Source organism: Bradyrhizobium sp. GW821-FHT12B03 (assembly GCF_058807535.1).
The window spans coordinates 271,964-291,982 of record NZ_JBXAQU010000006.1 but is presented as its reverse complement, the minus strand read 5'-3'; the positions used below and the strand labels follow the sequence as shown (position 1 = coordinate 291,982).

18 protein-coding genes are annotated in these 20,019 nt (G+C 64.8%); 7 read left to right on the top strand and 11 right to left on the bottom strand.

Annotation, left to right across the window (positions count from 1 at the left end; translation table 11 throughout):
* Positions 1-10 precede the first annotated feature (10 nt).
* The 4 genes from AC1RUR_RS14795 to AC1RUR_RS14780 are packed head-to-tail and all read left to right on the top strand — an operon-like array spanning position 11 to position 5,790.
* Entirely contained in the window at positions 11-1,855 is a 1,845-nt protein-coding gene (locus AC1RUR_RS14795; RefSeq protein ID WP_492845109.1) for an extracellular solute-binding protein, read from the top strand.
* 2 nt (positions 1,856-1,857) lie between these two features.
* A complete protein-coding gene (locus AC1RUR_RS14790) occupies positions 1,858-2,967 on the top strand; it encodes a microcin C ABC transporter permease YejB (protein ID WP_492845107.1) in 1,110 nt (369 codons plus the stop codon).
* The gene (locus tag AC1RUR_RS14785) at positions 2,967-4,145 is read left to right on the top strand and encodes an ABC transporter permease (protein WP_492845105.1); all 1,179 of its coding nucleotides are present in this window, start codon (positions 2,967-2,969) and stop codon (positions 4,143-4,145) included. The genes AC1RUR_RS14790 and AC1RUR_RS14785 overlap by 1 nt, the downstream gene beginning before the upstream one ends.
* A gap of 7 nt (positions 4,146-4,152) precedes the next feature.
* Entirely contained in the window at positions 4,153-5,790 is a 1,638-nt protein-coding gene (locus AC1RUR_RS14780) for an ABC transporter ATP-binding protein (protein ID WP_492845103.1), read from the top strand.
* 101 nt (positions 5,791-5,891) lie between these two features.
* Here the strand turns inward: AC1RUR_RS14780 and AC1RUR_RS14775 are convergent, their stop codons facing one another.
* Together AC1RUR_RS14775 and AC1RUR_RS14770 are read right to left on the bottom strand one after the other, a co-directional pair.
* Positions 5,892-6,734 (bottom strand): C40 family peptidase, encoded by an 843-nt coding sequence (locus tag AC1RUR_RS14775; RefSeq protein ID WP_492845101.1) that lies wholly within the window; start codon positions 6,732-6,734, stop codon positions 5,892-5,894.
* Positions 6,727-8,100, bottom strand: coding sequence for a leucyl aminopeptidase family protein (locus tag AC1RUR_RS14770; protein WP_492845099.1), 1,374 nt, complete (start codon positions 8,098-8,100; stop codon positions 6,727-6,729). Before AC1RUR_RS14770 ends, AC1RUR_RS14775 begins: the two co-directional genes overlap by 8 nt.
* A 203-nt stretch (positions 8,101-8,303) precedes the next feature.
* Between AC1RUR_RS14770 and AC1RUR_RS14765 the strand changes: the two genes are divergently transcribed.
* The 3 genes from AC1RUR_RS14765 to AC1RUR_RS14755 all read left to right on the top strand — a co-directional run bounded on the left by AC1RUR_RS14765 (position 8,304) and on the right by AC1RUR_RS14755 (position 11,208).
* A complete protein-coding gene (locus tag AC1RUR_RS14765) occupies positions 8,304-8,507 on the top strand; it encodes a hypothetical protein (protein ID WP_018454690.1) in 204 nt (67 codons plus the stop codon).
* 296 nt (positions 8,508-8,803) lie between these two features.
* Positions 8,804-10,306 (top strand): metallophosphoesterase family protein, encoded by a 1,503-nt coding sequence (locus tag AC1RUR_RS14760; protein WP_492845097.1) that lies wholly within the window; start codon positions 8,804-8,806, stop codon positions 10,304-10,306.
* A gap of 89 nt (positions 10,307-10,395) precedes the next feature.
* A complete protein-coding gene (locus AC1RUR_RS14755; RefSeq protein ID WP_492845095.1) occupies positions 10,396-11,208 on the top strand; it encodes a tetratricopeptide repeat protein in 813 nt (270 codons plus the stop codon).
* Between the two features lie 61 nt (positions 11,209-11,269).
* On the opposite strand, the gene AC1RUR_RS14750 is transcribed toward AC1RUR_RS14755, so the two are convergent.
* The 9 genes from AC1RUR_RS14750 to AC1RUR_RS14710 all read right to left on the bottom strand — a co-directional run bounded on the left by AC1RUR_RS14750 (position 11,270) and on the right by AC1RUR_RS14710 (position 19,964).
* A complete protein-coding gene (locus AC1RUR_RS14750; protein ID WP_492845093.1) occupies positions 11,270-12,244 on the bottom strand; it encodes a type II secretion system F family protein in 975 nt (324 codons plus the stop codon).
* Positions 12,245-12,253: 9 nt separating this feature from the next.
* Positions 12,254-13,231 (bottom strand): type II secretion system F family protein, encoded by a 978-nt coding sequence (locus AC1RUR_RS14745; protein ID WP_492845091.1) that lies wholly within the window; start codon positions 13,229-13,231, stop codon positions 12,254-12,256.
* Positions 13,232-13,247: 16 nt separating this feature from the next.
* Positions 13,248-14,711 (bottom strand): TadA family conjugal transfer-associated ATPase, encoded by a 1,464-nt coding sequence (locus tag AC1RUR_RS14740; protein WP_492845089.1) that lies wholly within the window; start codon positions 14,709-14,711, stop codon positions 13,248-13,250.
* 21 nt (positions 14,712-14,732) lie between these two features.
* Entirely contained in the window at positions 14,733-16,001 is a 1,269-nt protein-coding gene (locus tag AC1RUR_RS14735) for a CpaE/TadZ family protein (protein WP_492845088.1), read from the bottom strand.
* Complete coding sequence (locus AC1RUR_RS14730) at positions 15,998-16,732, bottom strand: CpaD family pilus assembly protein (protein ID WP_492845086.1); 735 nt, start codon at positions 16,730-16,732, stop codon at positions 15,998-16,000. The genes AC1RUR_RS14735 and AC1RUR_RS14730 overlap by 4 nt, the downstream gene beginning before the upstream one ends.
* A 20-nt stretch (positions 16,733-16,752) precedes the next feature.
* A complete protein-coding gene (locus AC1RUR_RS14725; protein WP_492845084.1) occupies positions 16,753-18,228 on the bottom strand; it encodes a type II and III secretion system protein family protein in 1,476 nt (491 codons plus the stop codon).
* 11 nt (positions 18,229-18,239) lie between these two features.
* A complete protein-coding gene (gene cpaB, locus AC1RUR_RS14720) occupies positions 18,240-19,040 on the bottom strand; it encodes a Flp pilus assembly protein CpaB (RefSeq protein WP_492845082.1) in 801 nt (266 codons plus the stop codon).
* Between the two features lie 127 nt (positions 19,041-19,167).
* Entirely contained in the window at positions 19,168-19,692 is a 525-nt protein-coding gene (locus AC1RUR_RS14715; protein ID WP_492845080.1) for an A24 family peptidase, read from the bottom strand.
* 125 nt (positions 19,693-19,817) lie between these two features.
* Complete coding sequence (locus AC1RUR_RS14710; protein ID WP_492845078.1) at positions 19,818-19,964, bottom strand: hypothetical protein; 147 nt, start codon at positions 19,962-19,964, stop codon at positions 19,818-19,820.
* Between the last annotated feature and the right edge of the window lie 55 nt (positions 19,965-20,019).

The following is a 20,019-nucleotide window of genomic DNA, read 5'->3' as shown; positions in this document are numbered from 1 at the left end:
TACTCCCCGCATGGCGCAGCTTTCACGCCGGCATGTGCTGGCCCTGGGTGCCGGCGGTGCGCTCAGCGCCGGGCTGCGGCCGGCGCTCGCGAACGACGACGTCCCCAGTCATGGCCTTTCGGCGTTCGGCGAGCTGAAATACCCCGCCGGCTTTGCCAGGTTCGACTACGTCAATCCGGACGCGCCCAAAGGCGGGCTGTTCTCGCAGCTTGTCGGTTCCGGCGGATCCACCTTCGATTCCTTCAACGCCTATATTGTGAAGGGGAATTCGGCGAGCGACATGGATCTGACCTTCGCTTCGCTGATGGCCAGGGCGTTCGACGAACCTGACGCGGTCTACCTGTTTGCGGCCGAAGAGCTGAGCGTGTCGGCCGACCGGTCGAGCTTTCGCTTCAAGCTGCGCCCCGGGATTACCTTTCACGACGGCAGCAAGATCACCGCTGAAGACGTGGCGTTCTCGCTCAACGTGCTCAAGACCAAGGGGCATCCGAGCTACGGTGCGATCCTGGCGGAGCTTGTCGACGTCGTCGTGGAGGATCCGCGGACCGTGCTGCTGAAATTCTCCGCGTCGCGCGGCCTCGATGTGCCGCCCCTCGCCGCCGCGCTTCCGATCTTCTCGAAAGCCTATTACGCGAACCGCTCGTTCGACGAGACCTCCCTCGAGTCTCCGCTCGGCTCGGGAGCGTATCGCGTCTCCCGCTTCGAGCAGAGTCGGTTTGTCGAGTTCGAGCGGGTGAAGGACTGGTGGGGCGCCGACCTCCCGGTTTGCCGCGGTCAGTACAATTTCGATGTGTTCCGAGACGAGTACTACCGGGATCGCGAAACCGGTTTCGAGGCCTTCACAGGGCGCAATTACCTGTTTCGCGAGGAGTTCACGTCTCGTGTCTGGGCAACGCGCTACGAATTCCCGGCCTTCAAGGATGGACGTGTCAAGCGCGAGGTCATTCCGGACGAGCGGCCGTCGGGCGCGCAGGGCTGGCTGATCAACACGCGGCGGGAGAAGTTTAGGGACCGGCGCGTGCGCGAGGCCATCGGGTTGGCGTTCGACTTCGAATGGACCAACAAGAACCTGATGTACGGGTCCTATCAGCGGACCCGCTCGGTGTTCGAGAACTCCGAGATGATGGCCAAGGGCGAACCGTCCGCGGATGAAATCGCCTTGCTCGAACCGTTCCGTGACCGGCTCTTGCCGGAGGTCTTCGGCCCTGTCTGGCTCCCGCCGGAAAGTGACGGCTCCGGGCAGGACCGCAAGCTGTTGCGCAGGGCCGGAGAGCTTCTCATCGAAGCCGGGTGGACTATCAAGGATGGCCGCCGGGTCAACGCTTCCGGCGAGCAGCTCACGCTGGAGTTCCTGCTGGACGAGCGTTCTTTCGAGCCGCACCACACCCCCTTCATCAAGAACCTGCGCGTGCTCGGCATCGAAGCGAGTCTTCGATTTGTCGACCCGACCCAGGAGGAGCTCCGCAAGAAGGAATTCGATTTCGATATCGCGATCGACCGATTCATCTATCCGCAGATTCCCGGTGCGGCCCTTCGGAATTACTTTTCCAGCAAATTCGTCCAGATGAAGGGATCGAAGAATCTCGCCGGCATTTCCGATCCCGTGATCGACGTGCTCGTGGAGAAGGCGGCCTCGGCGAAGACGCAGGCCGAGCTCTACAGTGCCTGTCGTGCCCTCGATCGCGTGCTGCGCTCGGGACGTTACTGGATTCCGCACTGGAACAAGGCGTCGTTCTGGATCGCGTATTGGGATGAGTTCGGTCACCCGCAAGTCAAGCCGCGTTTCGCGCGCGGCGTACCCGAGACGTGGTGGTCCGACAAGGCCAAAGCGGCCAAGCTCGAGCAGGCAAAATAGCCATGGGCGCCTATATCGCGCGTCGCATCCTCCTGATGATCCCGACTTTGCTCGGAATCCTCTTCGTGTCCTTTGTCGTCGTGCAGTTCGCGCCTGGCGGTCCGGTCGAGCGCGTCATCGCGCAGCTCTCGGGCTCCGACACCGGCGGTACCTCGCGCATTTCGGGCGGCAGCGACTTTGCCCAACGGGCGCCGGGGCAACTCGGCGCCGGTGGCGATGCCATCAACTCGAAATATCGCGGCGCGCAGGGGCTCGACCCTGATTTCATCAAGAAGCTGGAGAAGCAATTCGGCTTCGACAAGCCGGCACCGGAACGCTTTGCGCTGATGGTCTGGAATTTCGCCCGCTTCGATTTCGGCAACAGCTATTTCCGCGATGTCAGCGTGCTCCAGCTGATCAAGGAAAAGCTGCCGGTCTCGATCTCGCTCGGCATCTGGCTGACGCTCCTGACCTATCTGATCTCGATCCCGCTTGGCATCCGCAAGGCGGTCAAGGACGGCACGCGGTTCGACACCTGGACCTCGAGCGTGCTCGTGCTCGGCTATGCTATTCCCGGATTCCTGTTCGCGATCCTCCTGATCATCCTGTTTGCCGGCGGCTCGTTCTTCAACTGGTTCCCGCTGCGCGGACTGACGTCGGACGGCTGGTCGCAATTTCCCTGGTACTGGAAGATCATCGACTACTTCTGGCATCTGACGCTGCCGTTGATCGCGATGGGGCTCGGCGCCTTCACCACCATGACGTTCCTGACCAAGAACTCGTTTCTGGACGAGATCCGCAAGCAGTACGTGACGACCGCGCGCGCGAAGGGCTGCAGCGAAAACCGGGTGCTTTATGGTCACGTCTTCCGCAACGCGATGCTGATCGTCATCGCGGGCTTTCCCAGCACCTTCATCCACGCCTTCTTCTCGGGATCGCTTCTGATCGAGACCATCTTCTCGCTGGACGGGCTGGGGCTGCTCAGTTTCGAGAGCGTTCTCAACCGCGACTACCCCGTGGTGTTCGGCACGCTCTTCATCTTTTCGCTCGTCGGCCTCGTGATCAACCTCATCTCGGATCTCACCTACATGTGGATCGACCCGCGGATCGATTTCGAGGCGCGGGAGGTCTGATGACGCTGGCCGCTCCCACCCCGATCGAGACCACCGCGAAGTCGCCGCTCGGCGACGCCGTACCGATCACGCGCAAGCCGTTCGCGCCATCGCCGCTCAACAGGCGCCGCTGGCAGAATTTTAGGGCGAACCGGCGCGGTTACTGGTCGTACTGGATCTTCATGATCCTGTTCGTGGTGTCGCTGTTCGCCGAGCTGATCGCCAACGACCGGCCGTTCCTGGTCAAGTACGATGGCCATCTCTATTGGCCGGCCTTCGTCACCTATTCCGAGACGACTTTCGGCGGCGATTTCGAGACGGCGGCCGACTACCGCGATCCGTATCTGCAGAAGCTGATCAAGGAGAAGGGCGGCAGCATCGTCTGGCCGCTGATCCGTTACTCCTATGACACCCACAATCTCGACCTGCCGACGCCGGCGCCGTCCCCGCCGACCTGGATGCTGACGGAGGCGCAGTGCAAGCCCGTCGTGGAGAAGAAGGGCCTGAAGAGCTGCCGTGATCTCGAATACAATTGGCTCGGCACCGACGATCAGGGTCGCGACGTGGTTGCGCGCGTGATCTACGGTTTCCGCATCTCGGTGCTGTTTGGTCTCTGCCTGACCATCATCTCCTCCGTTGTCGGCATCGCGGCCGGCGCGGTGCAGGGCTATTTCGGCGGCTGGATCGATCTGTTGTTCCAGCGTTTCATCGAGATATGGACGGCGATTCCCTCGCTCTATCTGCTCCTGATCCTGTCGTCGGTGCTGGTGCCCGGCTTCTTCGTGCTTCTCGGCATCCTGCTGCTGTTCTCATGGGTGTCGCTGGTCGGCCTCGTGCGCGCGGAATTCCTGCGCGGTCGCAATTTCGAATACATCCAGGCCGCGCGCGCGCTCGGCGTGTCGAACAAGGTCATCATGTTCCGGCACCTGCTGCCGAATGCCATGGTCGCGACCATGACGTTCCTGCCGTTCATCGTGTCGTCCTCGGTGATGACGCTGACCGCGCTGGACTTCCTCGGCTTCGGCCTGCCGCCCGGCTCGCCCTCGCTCGGCGAATTGCTGTCGCAGGGCAAGTCGAACGTGCAGGCGCCGTGGCTCGGCTTCACCGGCTTCTTCTCGGTCGCGATCATGCTGTCGCTGCTGATCTTCATCGGCGAAGCCGTGCGCGACGCCTTCGATCCGCGCAAGACGTTCAAGTGAGGGCGTGATGGACGCGATCAACCAACCCCTGCTTGCCGTCCGCGACCTCTCGGTGGCCTTCCACCAGGGCGGCGCGACGACGCTCGCGGTCGACAAGGTCTCTTTCCAGATCAAGCGCGGCGAATGCGTCGCGCTGGTCGGCGAGTCCGGTTCAGGCAAATCCGTCAGCGCGCTTTCGATCCTGAAGCTCCTGCCCTATCCGAACGCCTCGCATCCCTCGGGCAGCATTCGCTTCAAGGGGCAGGAGCTGATCGACCAGTCGGAGCGAGAGATGCGGGAGATTCGCGGGAGCGACATCTCCATCATCTTCCAGGAGCCGATGACCTCGCTCAATCCGCTGCACACGATCGAGGCGCAGATCGGCGAGATCATCCAGCTGCACAATCCGACCAGCAATGCGCAGGCGCGCAAGCGCACGCTCGAGCTGTTGACGCAGGTCGGCATTCCCGAGCCCGAAACGCGGCTCAACAGCTATCCGCATCAGCTCTCCGGCGGCCAGCGCCAGCGCGTGATGATCGCGATGGCGCTCGCCAACGAGCCGGATCTGTTGATCGCGGACGAGCCGACCACGGCGCTCGACGTCACCGTGCAGGCACAGATCCTGACGCTGCTCGCCGAGATTCGCTCGCGGCTCGGCATGAGCCTGCTCTTCATCACCCATGATCTCGGCATCGTGCGCCGCATCGCCGACCATGTCTGCGTCATGAAGGGCGGCGAGATCGTCGAGCAGGGGCCGGTCGAGCAGGTCTTCAAGACCCCGAAACATCCCTATACGCGCGACCTGCTCGCCGCCGAGCCGAGGCCGGATCCCGCGCCGCCGCGGCCGAATGCGCCGGTGGTGATGTCGACCGATGATTTGAAGGTGTGGTTTCCGATCAAGCGTGGCCTGATGCGCAAGACGGTGGGGCACATCAAGGCGGTCGACGGCGTCAGCGTCGCCGTCCGCAAGGGCGAGACGCTCGGCGTCGTCGGCGAATCCGGCTCGGGCAAGACCACGCTGGGTCTGGCGCTGCTGCGGCTGATCTCCTCGAATGGCCGCATCGTGTTCCTGGGCAAGGACATCCAGGGCCTGCGCTTCAAGGAGATGCGGCCGTTCCGGCGCGACATGCAGATCGTGTTCCAGGATCCGTTCGGCTCGCTCAGCCCGCGCATGTCGGTCGCCGACATCATCGCCGAAGGTCTCTCCGTGCATCAGCCGAAACTGTCGCGCGAGGAGTGTGAAGTGCGCGTCGTCAAGGCGCTGGAGGACGTCGGGCTGAAGCCCGACACCCGCTACCGCTATCCGCACGAGTTCTCCGGCGGCCAGCGTCAGCGCATCTCGATCGCGCGCGCGGTGGTGTTGGAGCCGGATTTCGTGGTGCTGGACGAGCCGACCAGCGCGCTCGACATGCTGTTCCAGGCGCAGATGGTCGATCTGCTGCGCGAGCTCCAGCGCAAGCGCGATCTCACCTACATGTTCATCTCGCATGATTTGCGCGTCGTCGCCTCGCTCGCCAGCCATCTGATCGTGATGCGCGGCGGCAAGGTGGTCGAGGAGGGGCAGGCGGCCGAGCTGTTCAAGAACCCGAAGAGCGATTACACGCGCGCGCTGTTCGCGGCCGCGTTCCGGCTGGAGACGGCGGGCAATGGATCGGTGGCGACGTAGTTTTCGGTAGGATGGGTAGAGCGAAGCGAAACCCATCATTCTAACGACGCGGCCGCAAAGCGATGGGTTTCGCTTCGCTCTACCCATCCCACAAGATGCGGCTACAGCCGCTTGATCGCGACGACCTCGCTGCCGGCCTGCTTGATCCGCGCAATGGCCGGCTCGATCGGCTCGATCACCGTCGCCATATGATGCGCATTGGCATGAACCATGGTGCTGCCGTCGCGGACGATGGCGACGTGGCCCTTCCAGAAGATCAGATCGCCGCGCCGCAAGCTGCTCCGCTCGTGGGGCTCCAGGGCTCGTCCAAGGCCGGCCTGCTGCATGTCGCTGTCGCGCGGGCAACCGGTGCCTGCCGCCGTCAGCGAGACCTGCACGAGGCCCGAGCAGTCGATGCCGAGGCTGCTCTTGCCGCCCCACAGATAGGGCGTGCCGAGGAAGCGCTCGGCCACCGCGACGAAGTCCGGTTCGCGATGGTCGAGCGGTGCAAGATGCGCCTTCGGCAGATAGGCTCCGTCCCGCGTCACCGCGAAGCTACCGTCCTCGCGGGCCACCGCGAGCTTGGATCCCATCACGAGTGTGTCGGCAGGCGGCAGCTTGATCGAGGGACCGGGGAAGGCAAACGTCCGGAGCGCGCTCACCTTGTGCGTCGGCGCGGCCGTCGGCCTCACGAGCGTCGCATCGGGAAGCCAGCCGACATAGCCGTCACCGGCGAGCTGGCCCCAGGCCCAGCCTTCGCCATTGCGGTCGTAGACCGTGACGCGCTCGCCGCGCAGCGCCTGCGTCATCAGCATCGCGTCAGAGGACGGCTGCTCGCGCACCGCTGCAATCGCCTCCGTCACCTCGAATTCCTCGCCGGTGACGAAGCGCTCCGCCTGCACCTTGCCTTCGAGATATTTGGCGGCGATGTCGCCCCGCGCCGGCGTTACTCGCGGATCATGCATAGCGCTCGCTCAGCAATCTGTAGATCGCGCGGGCGGCCTGGCACTCGCCGCCTTCGGGGCGCGCCGGCTTCGCCGACGGCGTCCAGCCATAGATGTCGACATGCAGCCAGCTCTTCGCCTCTTCGACGAAGCGTTGCAGGAACAGCGCGCAAATGATCGATCCGGCAAAGCCGCCGGATGGTGCGTTGGTGATGGTGGCGGTCTTGGAGTCCAGCCACGCATCGTAAGCCGGCCAAAGCGGCATGCGCCACAACGGATCGTTCTCCTTGACGGCGCAGCGCGCGACGTCGGCGGCCAATGTCTCATCATTGGTGTAAAAGGGCGGTAAATCCGGCCCCAGCGCGACGCGTGCGGCGCCGGTCAGCGTGCCCAGATCGATCAGCAGGTCGGGCTTCTCCTCGTCGGCGAGGGCCAGCGCATCGGCGAGCACCAGGCGGCCTTCCGCGTCGGTATTGCCGATCTCGACCGTGATCCCCTTGCGCGATGTAAAGATGTCGAGCGGGCGGAAGGCATTGCCTGCGACCGCGTTCTCGACCGCCGGAATCAGCACGCGCAGCCGGACCTTCAGCTTCGCGTCCATCACCATGCGCGCGAGCGCCAGCACGTTGGCGGCGCCGCCCATGTCCTTCTTCATGATCAGCATGCCGCTCGACGGCTTCAGGTCGAGCCCGCCGGTGTCGAAGCACACGCCCTTGCCGACCAGCGTCACCTTGGGATGATCAGGGTTGCCCCAGCCGATGTCGATCAGCCGCGGCGCGCGGTCCGAGGCCATGCCGACAGCGTGGATCAGCGGAAAATTCGTTCTCAGATCCTCCCCGATGGTGCAGGTAAAGCTCCCACCGAATTCGCTGGCGAGCGCCTGCGCCGCCGCGGCCAATTCCTCCGGCCCCATGTCGTTGGACGGTGTGTTGATGAGGTCGCGCGCCAGCATTGCGGCGTCGGCCATGCGGTTGATCTCGGCGGCGTCGACGCCATCAGGCGGCACCAACCGGACATCGGGCCTGTCGGCCTTGCGGTAACGGGCGAAGCGGTAGCTGCCGAGCGCGAAGGCGAGTGCGGCGAGGCGTGCATCGTGCGGTGCATTGGCAAAGCGATAGATGCCCGGCGGCAGCAGGCCGGGCAGGGCGCCTGGCCGGAACAGGTCGCGCGACCTTGCACCCTCGTCCTCGAGGCCGAACAGCACTTGCGCGATCGCGCCGTCGGGCGCGGGTAGCGCGAGATAGCCGCCCGGCTTGGCGGCAAAGGCGCTCGCCGTGGCGAACTGCCGCTGCGCCGGCGGCAGCGTCTCGGCGACCTGATCCCAGCTCGACTTGGTGACGAAGGTGATCGGGATGGCGGTTGAGGATGTCTCGAAGACAGAAGGCATTGGCGGGTCCGGATCGTCAGATCAAGCGGGTCATGCGAATGGAGGAGACTTCGCAGAGTTTGGCCGTGGCTGCAATCGGCTTTGCCGTCACCGTTCAGCGAGCCGCTACTCGCCGCAAGGGGGCCATGCTAGGTTCCCAGGGCGGCCGCCAGGTGTGCAGAGATTGCCGATGGCCGAAGCGAAGCCTGCCGGGAGGACATGCGATGGAATTTGTGTGGAGCGTGGTCACGTTCATCGGCCAGGCCGTCGAGGCGATTTTCGGCTATGTCGAGCATCATCACTGGATCTTCGCGTTCCTTGCCGGCGGCTACGTCTTCTATCTCCACGATCGCTCCGTACATGCGCGCTTCGATGCACTCGACAAGCGCATCGACGAAATCCGCAAGCGGCTTGCCATCGAATATTGATCGGACGACATGAAACCGGCGACGGGCAGATCTCGTATCCATCCATGCTGAGAACTGCCGTTCACGAGAGCGCGGCCGCAGGGCTTTACTAGCGCTGCGGTTGTGGCATTATCGGCTGATATTTTAGATTGCGTCGTACAATTCTGCACGCATCGCGTGCAAGAACGAGGCGGCGCATGGTTGATACTTGCCCGGGGTTCTTCCTTGTCCGGGCCGAGACCGGCCTGGACCCGTTCGTCGAAGGCATTTCTCTCGTCGTTCTTGAGCGGCGCAGCACTCGCAATGAGCGGCGCAAAATGGATAGATCGTTCGTTATTGCGCAGATTTCCGACCTGCACCTGGACGGGTCGGGGCGGCTGTTTGCGACGATCGAGACCCTGAAGGCCGCTCTCCGGGAGAGGATGGCGGACTTCGCAGATGTTCCCGATCGCATTTTGCTGATCACAGGCGATCTCGTCGATGATCCGACCCCGCGCGCGCTCGACCAAGCGCTCGCCGTCATCGCGTCCTTGCGGCAGACTCGTGTGTTCACCGACATTCAGGCGATTGCCGGCAATCATGACGCCAAGCGCCCGAGCCAGCGCGCAGGCCGCCACGACGTCTATGACTACCTGCATCTGCCGCGGACTTCGAAGAGCGTCTATTACCGTCAGGCCGGCCTCGATCTGGTGCTGCTGGATTCCAACCGCGCGAGCCTCACGACGCTTGCGAGCGGCAATATCGATCAGGGCACTTACAAGGCCATGGTTGCGGATTCCGCCCGGCTGAGTGTCGAGCTCGCGGGCAGCCTTGGATCGACCGGCCGCGCCGATCATGCCGAGCCGGTCGAAAACCTGGTGCGGGTGCTGGCTCTGCACCATCATCCGCTGCCGCAGGCGACCGGCGAAGGAAAGCGCTTTCTCGGCGCCCCGGACGAGCCGCTGATGTATCTCGCCGCGCCCGCGACCTTCCTCGAAGCAGTCACCTCGCTCAACGTCGATCTCGTCCTGCACGGTCACCGGCATGTCGAGGGGCTGGCCCGCTATTCGATTCCGGATCCGCGTGCGACGCGAAGCAGCGGCGATGAAGCGTTCTGGCGCACGATCTACGTGCTGTCCTGTCCGTCTTCGACTGGGCAGGGCGGCGACGATGCCGGCTTCAACATCATCCATTTCGCTCCAATGTCCCGTGCGGGCAATTCCGAACATGGATTTGCGATCGCGCGCTACTCGCGGCCGCGCAATGATGGCGGCTTCCGCCTGCTCGACTCGAACCTGCCGGACGGCACCATCTGGTTGCCGGCAGGGCGGGATTACTCCCGCGACCCGGCCATCCAGTCGGCAATCGAGATCGCTTCGATCGCGGCGCTGAAGCGGGATCAGGTCGCGGCGCTGGCTCGCCGGCTCCTGACGCGCCGCGCCTTCTATGCCGACGGCGAGCCGGACTGGGCGAATGCGCTCTGTACCTATCTCGTCACCTCCCGTAGCTGGGCCGATCTCGACGGCAAGTTCTCGAGGTCCGGGCGCAGGCATGGTGCCGAGGCGGTTACTGCGGTGACGGTGCTGCTGCGCCGGTTGATCGAGCAATCCGCCAGCGTACTCGACATCGATCCGTTTCGGCTCGACGAGCTCCGCGCGAAGCGCCTGGTCAATCGCGAAGATCTCGGGCGCGAAATGTCCGGGATGCTGCGCACGGGCACCGATGTCGAGGCGCAGGTCCGGCAGAGGCTGCAATTGCTGCGGGACCTCAACGAGCAGGTCAAGGCGCTCGGCCCCGATCTGGGTCTCGGGGGCGAGGTGCCGCCGCAGACACCGCCGTGAGGGGGATCCCGGCGTTAACCGGCCATTAGGGTTAACAGTCTATTGCTGGCGCGTTCGGCTCGATCCATCTGCTCGAGAGTCAAAGCGTCATGCGTCAACGGTTCAGTCCTGCCCGGCTTCTCGCGTCTGCCTCGCTCCTTGCGATGGTGGCCATGAGCCTCGGCGGCTGCACGGCAATGTCAAAACTCTCCGACGTCACCGGCTCGATCGGGTCGCGCGCGGAGGCTCCTCCCAGCGATCCCGTGCGCGCGGTCGAAGTCTATGGCGAGCGTTACCGTGCCAATCCGAAGGACGCCGAGGCGGCGCTCGGCTATGGTCAGGCCTTGCGCGCCAACGGCCAGCGCGCCCAGGCCGTCGCGGTCCTCGAGCAGGCGACCATCGCCAATCCCGGCAACAAGGCGCTGCTTGCCCAGTACGGCCGTGCGCTCGCCGACAACGGCAATTTCCAGCAGGCCTTCGACGTGTTGTCGAAGGCGCATTCACCCGACAATCCCGACTGGCGCCTGCTCTCCGTGCAGGGTACGGCGCTCGATCAGCTGGGCCGGCACGAGGAGGCGCGCGCCTACTATGCGAGCTCGCTGAAGATCGCGCCGGGCGATCCCGGCGTGCTCTCCAATCTCGGCCTGTCCTACATGCTGTCGAGGGACCTGCCCAAGGCCGAAGAGGCACTGCGGCAGGCCTATGCCTCGCCGCGCGCGAGCGCGCGCGTGCGGCAGAATCTCGGGCTCGTCGTCGGCCTCCAGGGCCGCTTCGCCGAAGCCGAGACCATCGTCAAGGCAGACCTGCCGCCGGACCAGGCCGCAGCCAATGTCGCCTATCTGAAGGACATGCTGAGCCGCAACGATGCCCCGCGCAGTACGCCGAAGCGGACGCCGGTCGCCGCGCTCAGCCAGCCCGACTGATCCTACCTGATCGTGCCGTCATGACGTCGCCAACGCGAACCGCGCGCGGTTCGCGTCCGCGTCACTGCAGCTCGGTGACCTTGATGCCGGTCGGTCCGAGAATGACGACGAACAGCACCGGCAGGAAGAACAGGATCATCGGCACCGTCAGCTTCGGCGGCAGCGCTGCGGCCTTCTTCTCGGCCTCGTTCATGCGCATGTCGCGATTTTCCTGCGCCATGACACGCAGGGAATGCCCGAGCGGCGTGCCGTAACGTTCCGCCTGCTGAAGCGCGAGACACACCGACTTGACGCCCTCGAGCCCGGTGCGCCGTGCCAGGTTCTCGTAGGCCACCTTGCGGTCCTGCAGATAGGACAGCTCGGCGGTGGTCAGCGTGAACTCTTCCGACAGCGCGATCGACTGGCCGACGATCTCGGTGGCGACCTTCCTGAACGCCATTTCGACCGACATGCCGGATTCGATGCAGATCAGCAGCAGGTCGAGCGCGTCGGGAAAGGCGCGCTTGATCGAGAGCTGGCGCTTGGAGATCGCGTTCTTGAGGAACAGCATCGGCGCCTGAAGCCCGAGATAGGCGGCGCCGACGCAGATGCCGATCTTGATCGGCATCGGCTTTTCCATATGCGCGATCAGGAACACGTACAAGACCGAGCCTACGAACAGGACGATCGGAGTGACCATGCGCGCAAACAGGAAGGTGATGTAGGGCGCCTGACCGCGGTAGCCGGCCATGATGAGCTTGTCGCGGGCAGCTTCCTGCGCGAGCCACTTTGTGAGGTTGAAATCCTCGACGACCCTGGAGACGAGCTGCTTTGGCGTCTGGCGCAGCGAGACCTTTTCGTTCTTGTTGAGGCGCTCGCGCTCGCGCTGCCGGATCCGCTCGCGCTCGCTCGCCACCGCCTTCATGCGCTTGGAAAGGCCTTCGCCGGCGAACAGCGGCATCACCAGCGTATAGACGGTGGCACTGGCGGCAATGGCCGCCAGCAACATCGTCATGAAGCGTACGTCATGCAGTTTCGAAACGAGAAATTCGACCATACGCCACCGTCAAAAATCGAAGTTGATCATCTTCTTCATCACCATGATGCCGATCGACATCCAGACGACGCAGCCGACCAGCATGAGCTGGCCGGTGGGATGGGTCCACAGCAGCGAGATGTAGTGCGGCGTCGTGAGATAGACGAGGAACATCACGATCGGCGGCAGCGAGCCGATGATGCCGGCGGAGGCCTTGGCCTCCATCGACATCGCCTGGATCTTTTCCTTCATCTTCTTGCGGTCGCGCAGCACCTTGGAGAGGTTGCCTAGCGCTTCGGAGAGGTTGCCGCCCGACTTCTGCTGGATCGAGATGACGATGCCGAAAAAGTTGGCTTCCGGCAGCGGCATGCGATCGTAGAGGCGCGAGCAGGCTTCGCCGAGCGGCATGCCGATCGCCTGAGTCTCGATGATGGCCAGGAACTCGCTGCGCAGCGGCTCGGGCGAGTCGGCGGCGACCACCTTGATCGATTCGAACAGCGGCAGGCCGGCCTTGATGCCGCGGACGATCACATCGACCGCGTCGGGCAGCGCCGCCAGGAACTTGTTCTCGCGACGCTTCTTCAGGAAACCGAGCGCCCAGCGCGGCAAGCCGAAGCCGCCGGCGAAGGCGAGGCCGGCGGCGCCGAGCGGGCCGCCGCCGACGAACATGGCGGCCGCGAACAGTGCGCCCGCCACGACGGCGGACACGATCCAGAATTTCTGCGGCGTCCAGTCCAGACCTGCCTGCGACAGGCGGACACTGAGCGGAACGCTCTTCTCCTGCTGGCGCCGCGCCTCGAGATCCTTCAGCGAACTCTCGACCTGCTCGCGGCGCGTTCGGTGGCTCTTCTCGGTCTGCTTGGCCGCGGGCGCGTCAGCGCGCGAGATCGAGGCGCGACGGCTTTCCGCCTTTCGCTCGCCGGACAGCAGCGGATAGAGGAACACCCAGGCGATGCCGCCGACGGCGGCGGTGGCGAGGAAGGCGAGGGCGAGGACCTGCATGTTCATGACTGTGCTGACCTGCTCACGTCTTCGGCGCCACTTCCGCGGCGTCGAGCGCGGCGGCAAGGCGCTTCTCGTCGCCGTAATAGCGGGCGCGTTCCCAGAATTTCGGACGACCGATGCCGGTCGAGCGATGCCGGCCGATGATCTTGCCGTTGGCGTCCTCGCCGATCATGTCGTAGAGGAAGATGTCCTGGGTGATGATGGTATCGCCTTCCATGCCCATCACCTCGGTGATGTGCGTGATGCGGCGCGAGCCGTCGCGCAGGCGCGCGGCCTGGACGATGACGTCGATCGAGGCGCAGATCATCTCGCGAATTGTTCGCGACGGAAGGGAAAAGCCGCCCATCGTGATCATGGATTCGCAGCGCGACAGCGCTTCGCGCGGATTGTTGGCGTGGAGCGTGCCCATCGAGCCGTCGTGGCCGGTGTTCATGGCCTGGAGCAGGTCGAACGCCTCGGGTCCGCGGACTTCGCCGACGATGATGCGTTCGGGGCGCATACGCAGGCAGTTGCGCACCAGCTCGCGCATGGTGACCTGGCCCTCGCCCTCGATGTTGGGCGGGCGGGTTTCCAGCCGGACCACGTGGGGCTGCTGGAGCTGGAGCTCGGCGGCGTCCTCGCAGGTGATGACGCGCTCGTCGTGTTCGATGTAATTGGTCAAACAGTTGAGCAGCGTGGTCTTGCCCGAGCCGGTACCGCCGGAGATCAGCACGTTGCAGCGGACGCGGCCGATGATCTGGAGGATTTCCGCGCCCTCCGGCGAGATCGCGCCGAACTTGACGAGCTGATCCAGCGTCAGCTTGTCCTTCTTGAATTTGCGGATGGTGAGCGCGGGTCCGTCGATCGACAGCGGCGGCACGATGGCGTTGACGCGGGAGCCGTCGGCGAGACGCGCATCGCAGATCGGCGAGGATTCGTCGACGCGCCGGCCGACCTGGCTGACGATGCGCTGGCAGATGTTGAGGAGCTGCTGGTTGTCGCGGAAGCGGATGCCGGTCTTCTGGATCTTGCCGTTGACTTCGATGAAGACCGTGTTGGCGCCGTTGACCATGATGTCGGCGATATCGTCGCGCGACAGCAGCGGCTCGAGCGGACCGTAACCCAGGACGTCGTTGCAGATATCGTCGAGCAGCTCTTCTTGCTCGGCGATCGACATCACGATGTTCTTGATCGCGATGATCTCGTTGACGATGTCGCGGATTTCCTCGCGGGCCGATTCCGAATCGAGCTTGGCGAGCTGGGCAAGGTCGATGGCCTCGATCAGCGCGCCGAAGATGGTCGCCTTGACCTCGTAATAATTGTCCGAGCGGCGGGTTTCCATGGTCGGCGCAGGCTTCGCCGGGGCGAGCGGCGGCGAGGCGACGGCCGGCGGGGGCGGCGCGCGCGACACCGTCGGCGCCGGAGCCGGGACAGGCTCTGGCGACACGGCGCCGGGCTTCGGGGCCCGAAGGTCGGTGTCTGTTCCGCTACGCTTACCGAACACTTAACGACTCCATGCGGCGGCTTATTTTCCCCGCAACTTCTCAATCAGGGGTGAAAGCAGGGACGACTTTTGCTTCTTCGTCTCGCTGCGCCCGGTCAGGCGCTGGGCGATCTGAAGAAACATCTCGATCGACTTGTGGTTGGCGGAGATCTCCGCGATCATCTGGCCGTTGTTGGCCGCCGAGCCGAAGATCTGGGGCTCGAACGGGATCGAGACGACCGGTTGGCTCTCGATCGCCTTGGCGAACTCCGCCGCGGCGATTTCCGGACGTTTCGGGACGCCGACCTGGTTCAGGCAGTAGAGTGGCGGCCGGTCGTTCGGGCGGGAGGCCTTCAGCAGGTCGAACAGGTTCTTGGTATTGCGCAAATTGGCGAGGTCGGGCGCCGCCACGATCAGGATGTCGTCCGCCCCGATCAGAGCGCGCTTGGTCCAGCCCGACCATTGGTGCGGGACGTCGAGCACGATGCAGGGCATGGTCGAGCGCAACGTGTCGAACACGGCATCGAAAGCGTCGGAGCCGAAATCATAGACCCGGTCGAGCGTGGCCGGCGCCGCCAGCAGGCTGAGGTGGTCGGTGCATTTCGACAGCAGGCGGTCGATGAAGGCGGTATCGACCCGATCGGGCGAGAACACCGCGTCCGCGATGCCCTGCGGGGGGTCCTGATTGTAGTCGAGCCCGGCGGTGCCGAAGGCGAGGTCAAGATCGGCGACGACCGCGTCCATCGCGAGATCGCGCGCGATTGCCCAGGCGACGTTGTGGGAGATCGTGGAGGCGCCGACGCCGCCCTTGGCGCCGACCACGGCGATGATGCGGCCGACCGCCTTGGCTTCCGGCGCGGAGAACAGGTTGCAGATCGAGCGCACGACGTCGATCGCGCCAACCGGCGCGAGCACGTAGTCGCTGACGCCGCGGCGCACCAGCTCGCGATAGAGCGTGACGTCGTTGATGCGGCCGATCACCACCACCCGGGTACCGGCGTCGCAGACGGTGGCGAGCTGGTCGAGCCCGCCCAGCAGATCGTTGCGACCGTCGCTCTCGAGCACGATCACGTTCGGCGTGGGCGCCGAGCGGTAGGCTTCGACCGCGGCCGCCATGCCGCCCATCTGGATCTTCAAATGGGCCTTGCCGAGGCGACGATCCTCGCCGGCCGACTGTACTGCGGCAGCGGTCTCCACGGTTTCGCAGAAGGCCTGGACCGAGACGCGAGGCGCAGGCGCAATGTGCTCCTCGACCGGCGGAAGGGAGGTTTCCGGCTGCTCTTCTTGGGCCTGGCGAGCGTAGCTGATCATTTGCCGGTTTCGCTGAGTTTGGCCTTGTCGGCTTCAGGATAGGAGACGGCCGTCGGCATTCCCTTGCGATACTTCTCGAAGGCGGCGGTGCGTCGTATCGTATAGGAAGGGGTCTCCGACCGCGGCTGCTCGAGATCCGAGGGATTGTCGACCATGGCTGCGAGGTTGCGCTGATAGGCGCAGCCGTAGTTGTAGTATTCCTTGTTCTCGAACCAGCTCTTGTTCTTCATCGAGGGGCCGATGTCCTCCGGCCACAGGCCGCAGGGGCCCGCGACCGCCGCGACCTTGGAATAGGTCAGCCGGATCGGCGGCAGGAAGCGCTTGTCTTCCGGCTGGTACGGGCGGGCGATGACGCCGCGGGGCGGAACGCCCGCGGCCGACAGCATCGCCTGGATTTCACGCATGGACTCCGCGACCGGACGCGCGTTGGGCGTGCCGGACGGCACGTCGATATGGATGGCGCCGGTGCCTTCATGCAGCCAGGACGATGCCAGACCCATCACGTCGGCGCGCTGGGCCGCGGTCAACCCGCCGCGGGCATGGCCGACGAACACGACGATTGAGCGATTCTGTTCCTCGATCGCGATCGGATGACGCTGCTTGTAGCCGTCGGGAATGGAGGCGGTGGCGACCTCGTCGTGCTGGCAGCCGCCGAGGGCAAGCGCGATGCCGACGAGCGCGCCACCGAAGCCGATGGCGCGTTTGCGAATCTGGGGTGGTGTTGTGGTCATAACGAAGTCCCCGTTCCGCCTTAGTCGGTGATGAAGCCGTAGGTGCCGCGGTAATTCCGGGCCGGTTCGGTCCGGCCAGGCACGCCGTAGATGCGGTTGATGTTGCCAAGCAGCTCGGCCTGCGGATCGGCAGGCGCGGAGAAGCCGTCATCCGGACGCGAGAGGTCCTTCTGCGCCACCGCGCGAACGATGTAGGGCGTCACGATCACGACCAGTTCGGTCGCGTTGTTGACGAAGTCGCGGCTGCGGAACAGCGTGCCGAGGATCGGGAGCTGCATCAGGCCCGGCAGTCCGCTGACCGCCTGCTTGGTCTGCTGCTGGATCAGTCCGGCCATCGCCATTGCGCCGCCGGAGGGAATTTCCAGCGACGTCTCCGCGCGGCGGGTCTTGATCGAGGGCACCGTGAGCGAGTTCACCGAAGTCGAGGTCACGGCCTGCGACAGCGTAATCGCATTCTCGTTCGACAGCTCCGAAACCTCGGTCATCACCCGCAGGCTGATTTTGCCCTCGGTCAGCACCACGGGGGTGAAGTTGAGCGAGATGCCGAATTTCTTGAAGCTGATCTGGGTGGTACAGACATGCGTGGTGGGATCGCACGCATAGCCCGCCGGCACCGGGAATTCACCGCCGGCGATGAAGGTTGCCGACTCGCCGGAGATCGCGGTCAGGTTCGGCTCGGCCAGCGTCCGGATCACGCCGGCGGTCTCCATCGCGCGCAGGGTGGCCTGCACCGACGGCGTCGCGCCGAACTTCGTGGTCAGATTGTTGCCGTCGACGAGATTGCGGCCGAGGGCGGTGAACGGGTTGGAGTTGGTGAAGCTCACCACCGAGGTACCGTAGTTGAGATTGGCGGTGAGGTCGATGCCGAGCTGCTTGACGATGTTGCGCGCGACTTCGGCGACCGTCACCTTGAGCATGACCTGGTCGCGGCCACGGACAACGATCGAGTTCACGACCTTGTCGGCGCCGCCGGCGAGGCGCGCGGCGAGATCGTTGGCCTGCTGCGCTTCCATCGGGTTCGCCGCCGTGCCGGTCAGCACGACGCCTTCGCCGAGGCCGTCGATCTGGATGTCGGCATTGGGCAGGACCTGCTTCAGCGCGGCCCGCACGCCGTTGAGGTCGCGCTTGACCGCGATGTCATAGGCCGCAATCTGCTGGCCCGCGGAATCGAAGAACACGATGTTGGTCTGCCCGATCGAGGCGCCGATGATGTAGGCGCGCTGCGACGAGCGGACCACCGCATTGGCGATCTTCGGGTCGGCGACGAGTACGTCCTTGATGTCGCGCGGAAGGTCGATCACGATGGACTTGCCGACGCCGAGCGAGAGGAAGCGCGCGTTCATCTGGCCGTCGGCCGAGACCGGTGCTACGGGGCGATAGTCGGCGGCGACCACGGGGGTCAACGCCGGGTTGAGCACCAGCGCGAGGGCGGCCGAAAACGACAGGGCGCGGACCACGGAGGTTCGCATTGCCGCCAGATCTGCCCTGCATTTCATATCGACTGCCCTCATCGTGCCTTCGCCGTCGAGCTTGGGATACCGTAGCGAATGATCGAAACGCCATCGCGTTTCTGTGCGGAATCATCGAGCGTGATCTCGCTCATCTTGACGTCGACGATGCTGCGCAGTGCCAGCGACAGCGTGCCGCTCTGGCGGGCGGCGGAAAGCGTCGCCGTCTGTGTGGGATTGAGCTCGAGGGTGACGGTCTTGCCGATCACCGCGTTCTGGCCGTCCTTCTCCTTTGGCGCCTGGTCGATGGCCAGGACGCGGACATTGGCCAGGATGATCTCTGACGTGACGATGTCGGGGGCGCCGCTGCTCTGATCCGGATTCTTGAGGCGGCGGGTCAGAAGGACGTCGACGCGATCGTTGGGCAGGATGAAGCCGCCCGCGCCGGTCTCCGGCGAGATCTCGGTCGAGATCGCGCGCATGCCGGTGGGCAGGATCGCCGCCATGAAGCCGGAGCCCTCGGCCTTGACCAGCTTCTGGTCGCGGATCGGCTCACCCTGGATGAAGGGGGCGCGCGCGATCGAACCGGTCACCTGGGTGGCGCCCTCGGGGCGCTCGTTGCGGCGGATGAAGGTGGCGCTGGCGGTCGCGGACGGCCAGGTCTGCCATTGCACGTCTTCCGGTTTGACGGTCTGGCCGAGGCCGATGTCGTTCTTGGCGACCAGGACGTCGACGGTCGGAAGCTGCGCGACCGGAGCCGCCGGAGGCGGCGCAGAATTGTCCGAGCCGCTCGCCAGGTACGCGGCGACACCGCCGGCGCAGATGGCGACCGTCAGGACGACAATGCGTGCCCTATTCATACGCTTCACTTTCCAACAAACGCCGCGACGCAGCCGCCGCCGTAATCGGCAGTTGACCAGCTATTCGTCAAAGCATGGTTAATGAGGCGTATCTAAATCGCCTTAACGCCGGGTTTACCCGGAACGTTCAGCGCAACGCGAGGTGAGCGAGGTCGATCGCCTTCACCCATTCGGTTTCCGGGTAGACCATCAGAGCGCTCAGCGCGAGCGCGATGCCGTAGGGAATTCCGCTCTCCTTGGCATGCAGTCGTGCAAGCCAGGCCTGGCCTGCGAGGCCGTAGGGCAGCGGCCATTGCCGGAACTGGAGCAGGAGCAGCGTCAACGCGCCGCCGAACAGCGAGGCGTAGAGCAGGAAGTTCATCAATTGCGCGAAGCCGAACCACAGCGCGACGGAGGCCGCGACCTTGGCGTCGCCGCCGCCGACCCAGCCCATCGCAAAGCAGGTAAAGGCCACGACCAGGAGAAGCGCGCCGGCGCCGACATGACTGAGCATCTCGTAAGGTGCCATGCCACCGGCGAGGGCGAGAACGAAGAAGCCCGCGATCAGCGCCAGCGACACGCGGTTCGAGATGGTCATCGTGAAGAGATCGCTTGCGGCGGCGAACGCCATCAGGGCCGGGAAGAGCAGGAGGCGCGCAAGGTCGAGGATCATGGGCTGCGTCTTGAGGCCTGGGTTTGTCGCGGGATCTGGCGTCGCTCGATGCTAGCCGGCAGTGCTAAACAAACCGAAAACGGCGGCAGCAGCCCTGACAGGCGGAGCCCCCGCGAGAGGCGCTCTCACCAGAGGCTGGCGATGCGCACGGCCAGCGCGACCGTCGCAAGCAGCAGTGCAAGGCAGACCCAGTAGGCCGGTGAGCCGGTCTGCGCCGTCTCCGCCTCGCTCGCCGCAACCGCGGCACCGGTTCTGTATTTGCGCAACGCCACTGGAACTCGCCGTACTCAGAAAAACAAAGGCCCCGGGGGTCCGGGGCTTTTGCCG

Bases quoted from the DNA above. Each gene is read 5' to 3' on its own strand.
- AC1RUR_RS14795 (WP_492845109.1), top strand. From the start codon at position 11: ATGGCGCAGCTTTCACGCCGGCATGTGCTGGCCCTGGGTGCCGGCGGT.
- AC1RUR_RS14790 (WP_492845107.1), top strand. From the start codon at position 1,858: ATGGGCGCCTATATCGCGCGTCGCATCCTCCTGATGATCCCGACTTTG.
- AC1RUR_RS14785 (WP_492845105.1), top strand. From the start codon at position 2,967: ATGACGCTGGCCGCTCCCACCCCGATCGAGACCACCGCGAAGTCGCCG.
- AC1RUR_RS14780 (WP_492845103.1), top strand. From the start codon at position 4,153: ATGGACGCGATCAACCAACCCCTGCTTGCCGTCCGCGACCTCTCGGTG.
- AC1RUR_RS14775 (WP_492845101.1), bottom strand. From the start codon at position 6,734: ATGCATGATCCGCGAGTAACGCCGGCGCGGGGCGACATCGCCGCCAAA.
- AC1RUR_RS14770 (WP_492845099.1), bottom strand. From the start codon at position 8,100: ATGCCTTCTGTCTTCGAGACATCCTCAACCGCCATCCCGATCACCTTC.
- AC1RUR_RS14765 (WP_018454690.1), top strand. From the start codon at position 8,304: ATGGAATTTGTGTGGAGCGTGGTCACGTTCATCGGCCAGGCCGTCGAG.
- AC1RUR_RS14760 (WP_492845097.1), top strand. From the start codon at position 8,804: ATGGATAGATCGTTCGTTATTGCGCAGATTTCCGACCTGCACCTGGAC.
- AC1RUR_RS14755 (WP_492845095.1), top strand. From the start codon at position 10,396: ATGCGTCAACGGTTCAGTCCTGCCCGGCTTCTCGCGTCTGCCTCGCTC.
- AC1RUR_RS14750 (WP_492845093.1), bottom strand. From the start codon at position 12,244: ATGGTCGAATTTCTCGTTTCGAAACTGCATGACGTACGCTTCATGACG.
- AC1RUR_RS14745 (WP_492845091.1), bottom strand. From the start codon at position 13,231: ATGAACATGCAGGTCCTCGCCCTCGCCTTCCTCGCCACCGCCGCCGTC.
- AC1RUR_RS14735 (WP_492845088.1), bottom strand. From the start codon at position 16,001: ATGATCAGCTACGCTCGCCAGGCCCAAGAAGAGCAGCCGGAAACCTCC.
- AC1RUR_RS14730 (WP_492845086.1), bottom strand. From the start codon at position 16,732: ATGACCACAACACCACCCCAGATTCGCAAACGCGCCATCGGCTTCGGT.
- AC1RUR_RS14725 (WP_492845084.1), bottom strand. From the start codon at position 18,228: ATGAAATGCAGGGCAGATCTGGCGGCAATGCGAACCTCCGTGGTCCGC.
- cpaB (WP_492845082.1), bottom strand. From the start codon at position 19,040: ATGAATAGGGCACGCATTGTCGTCCTGACGGTCGCCATCTGCGCCGGC.
- AC1RUR_RS14715 (WP_492845080.1), bottom strand. From the start codon at position 19,692: ATGATCCTCGACCTTGCGCGCCTCCTGCTCTTCCCGGCCCTGATGGCG.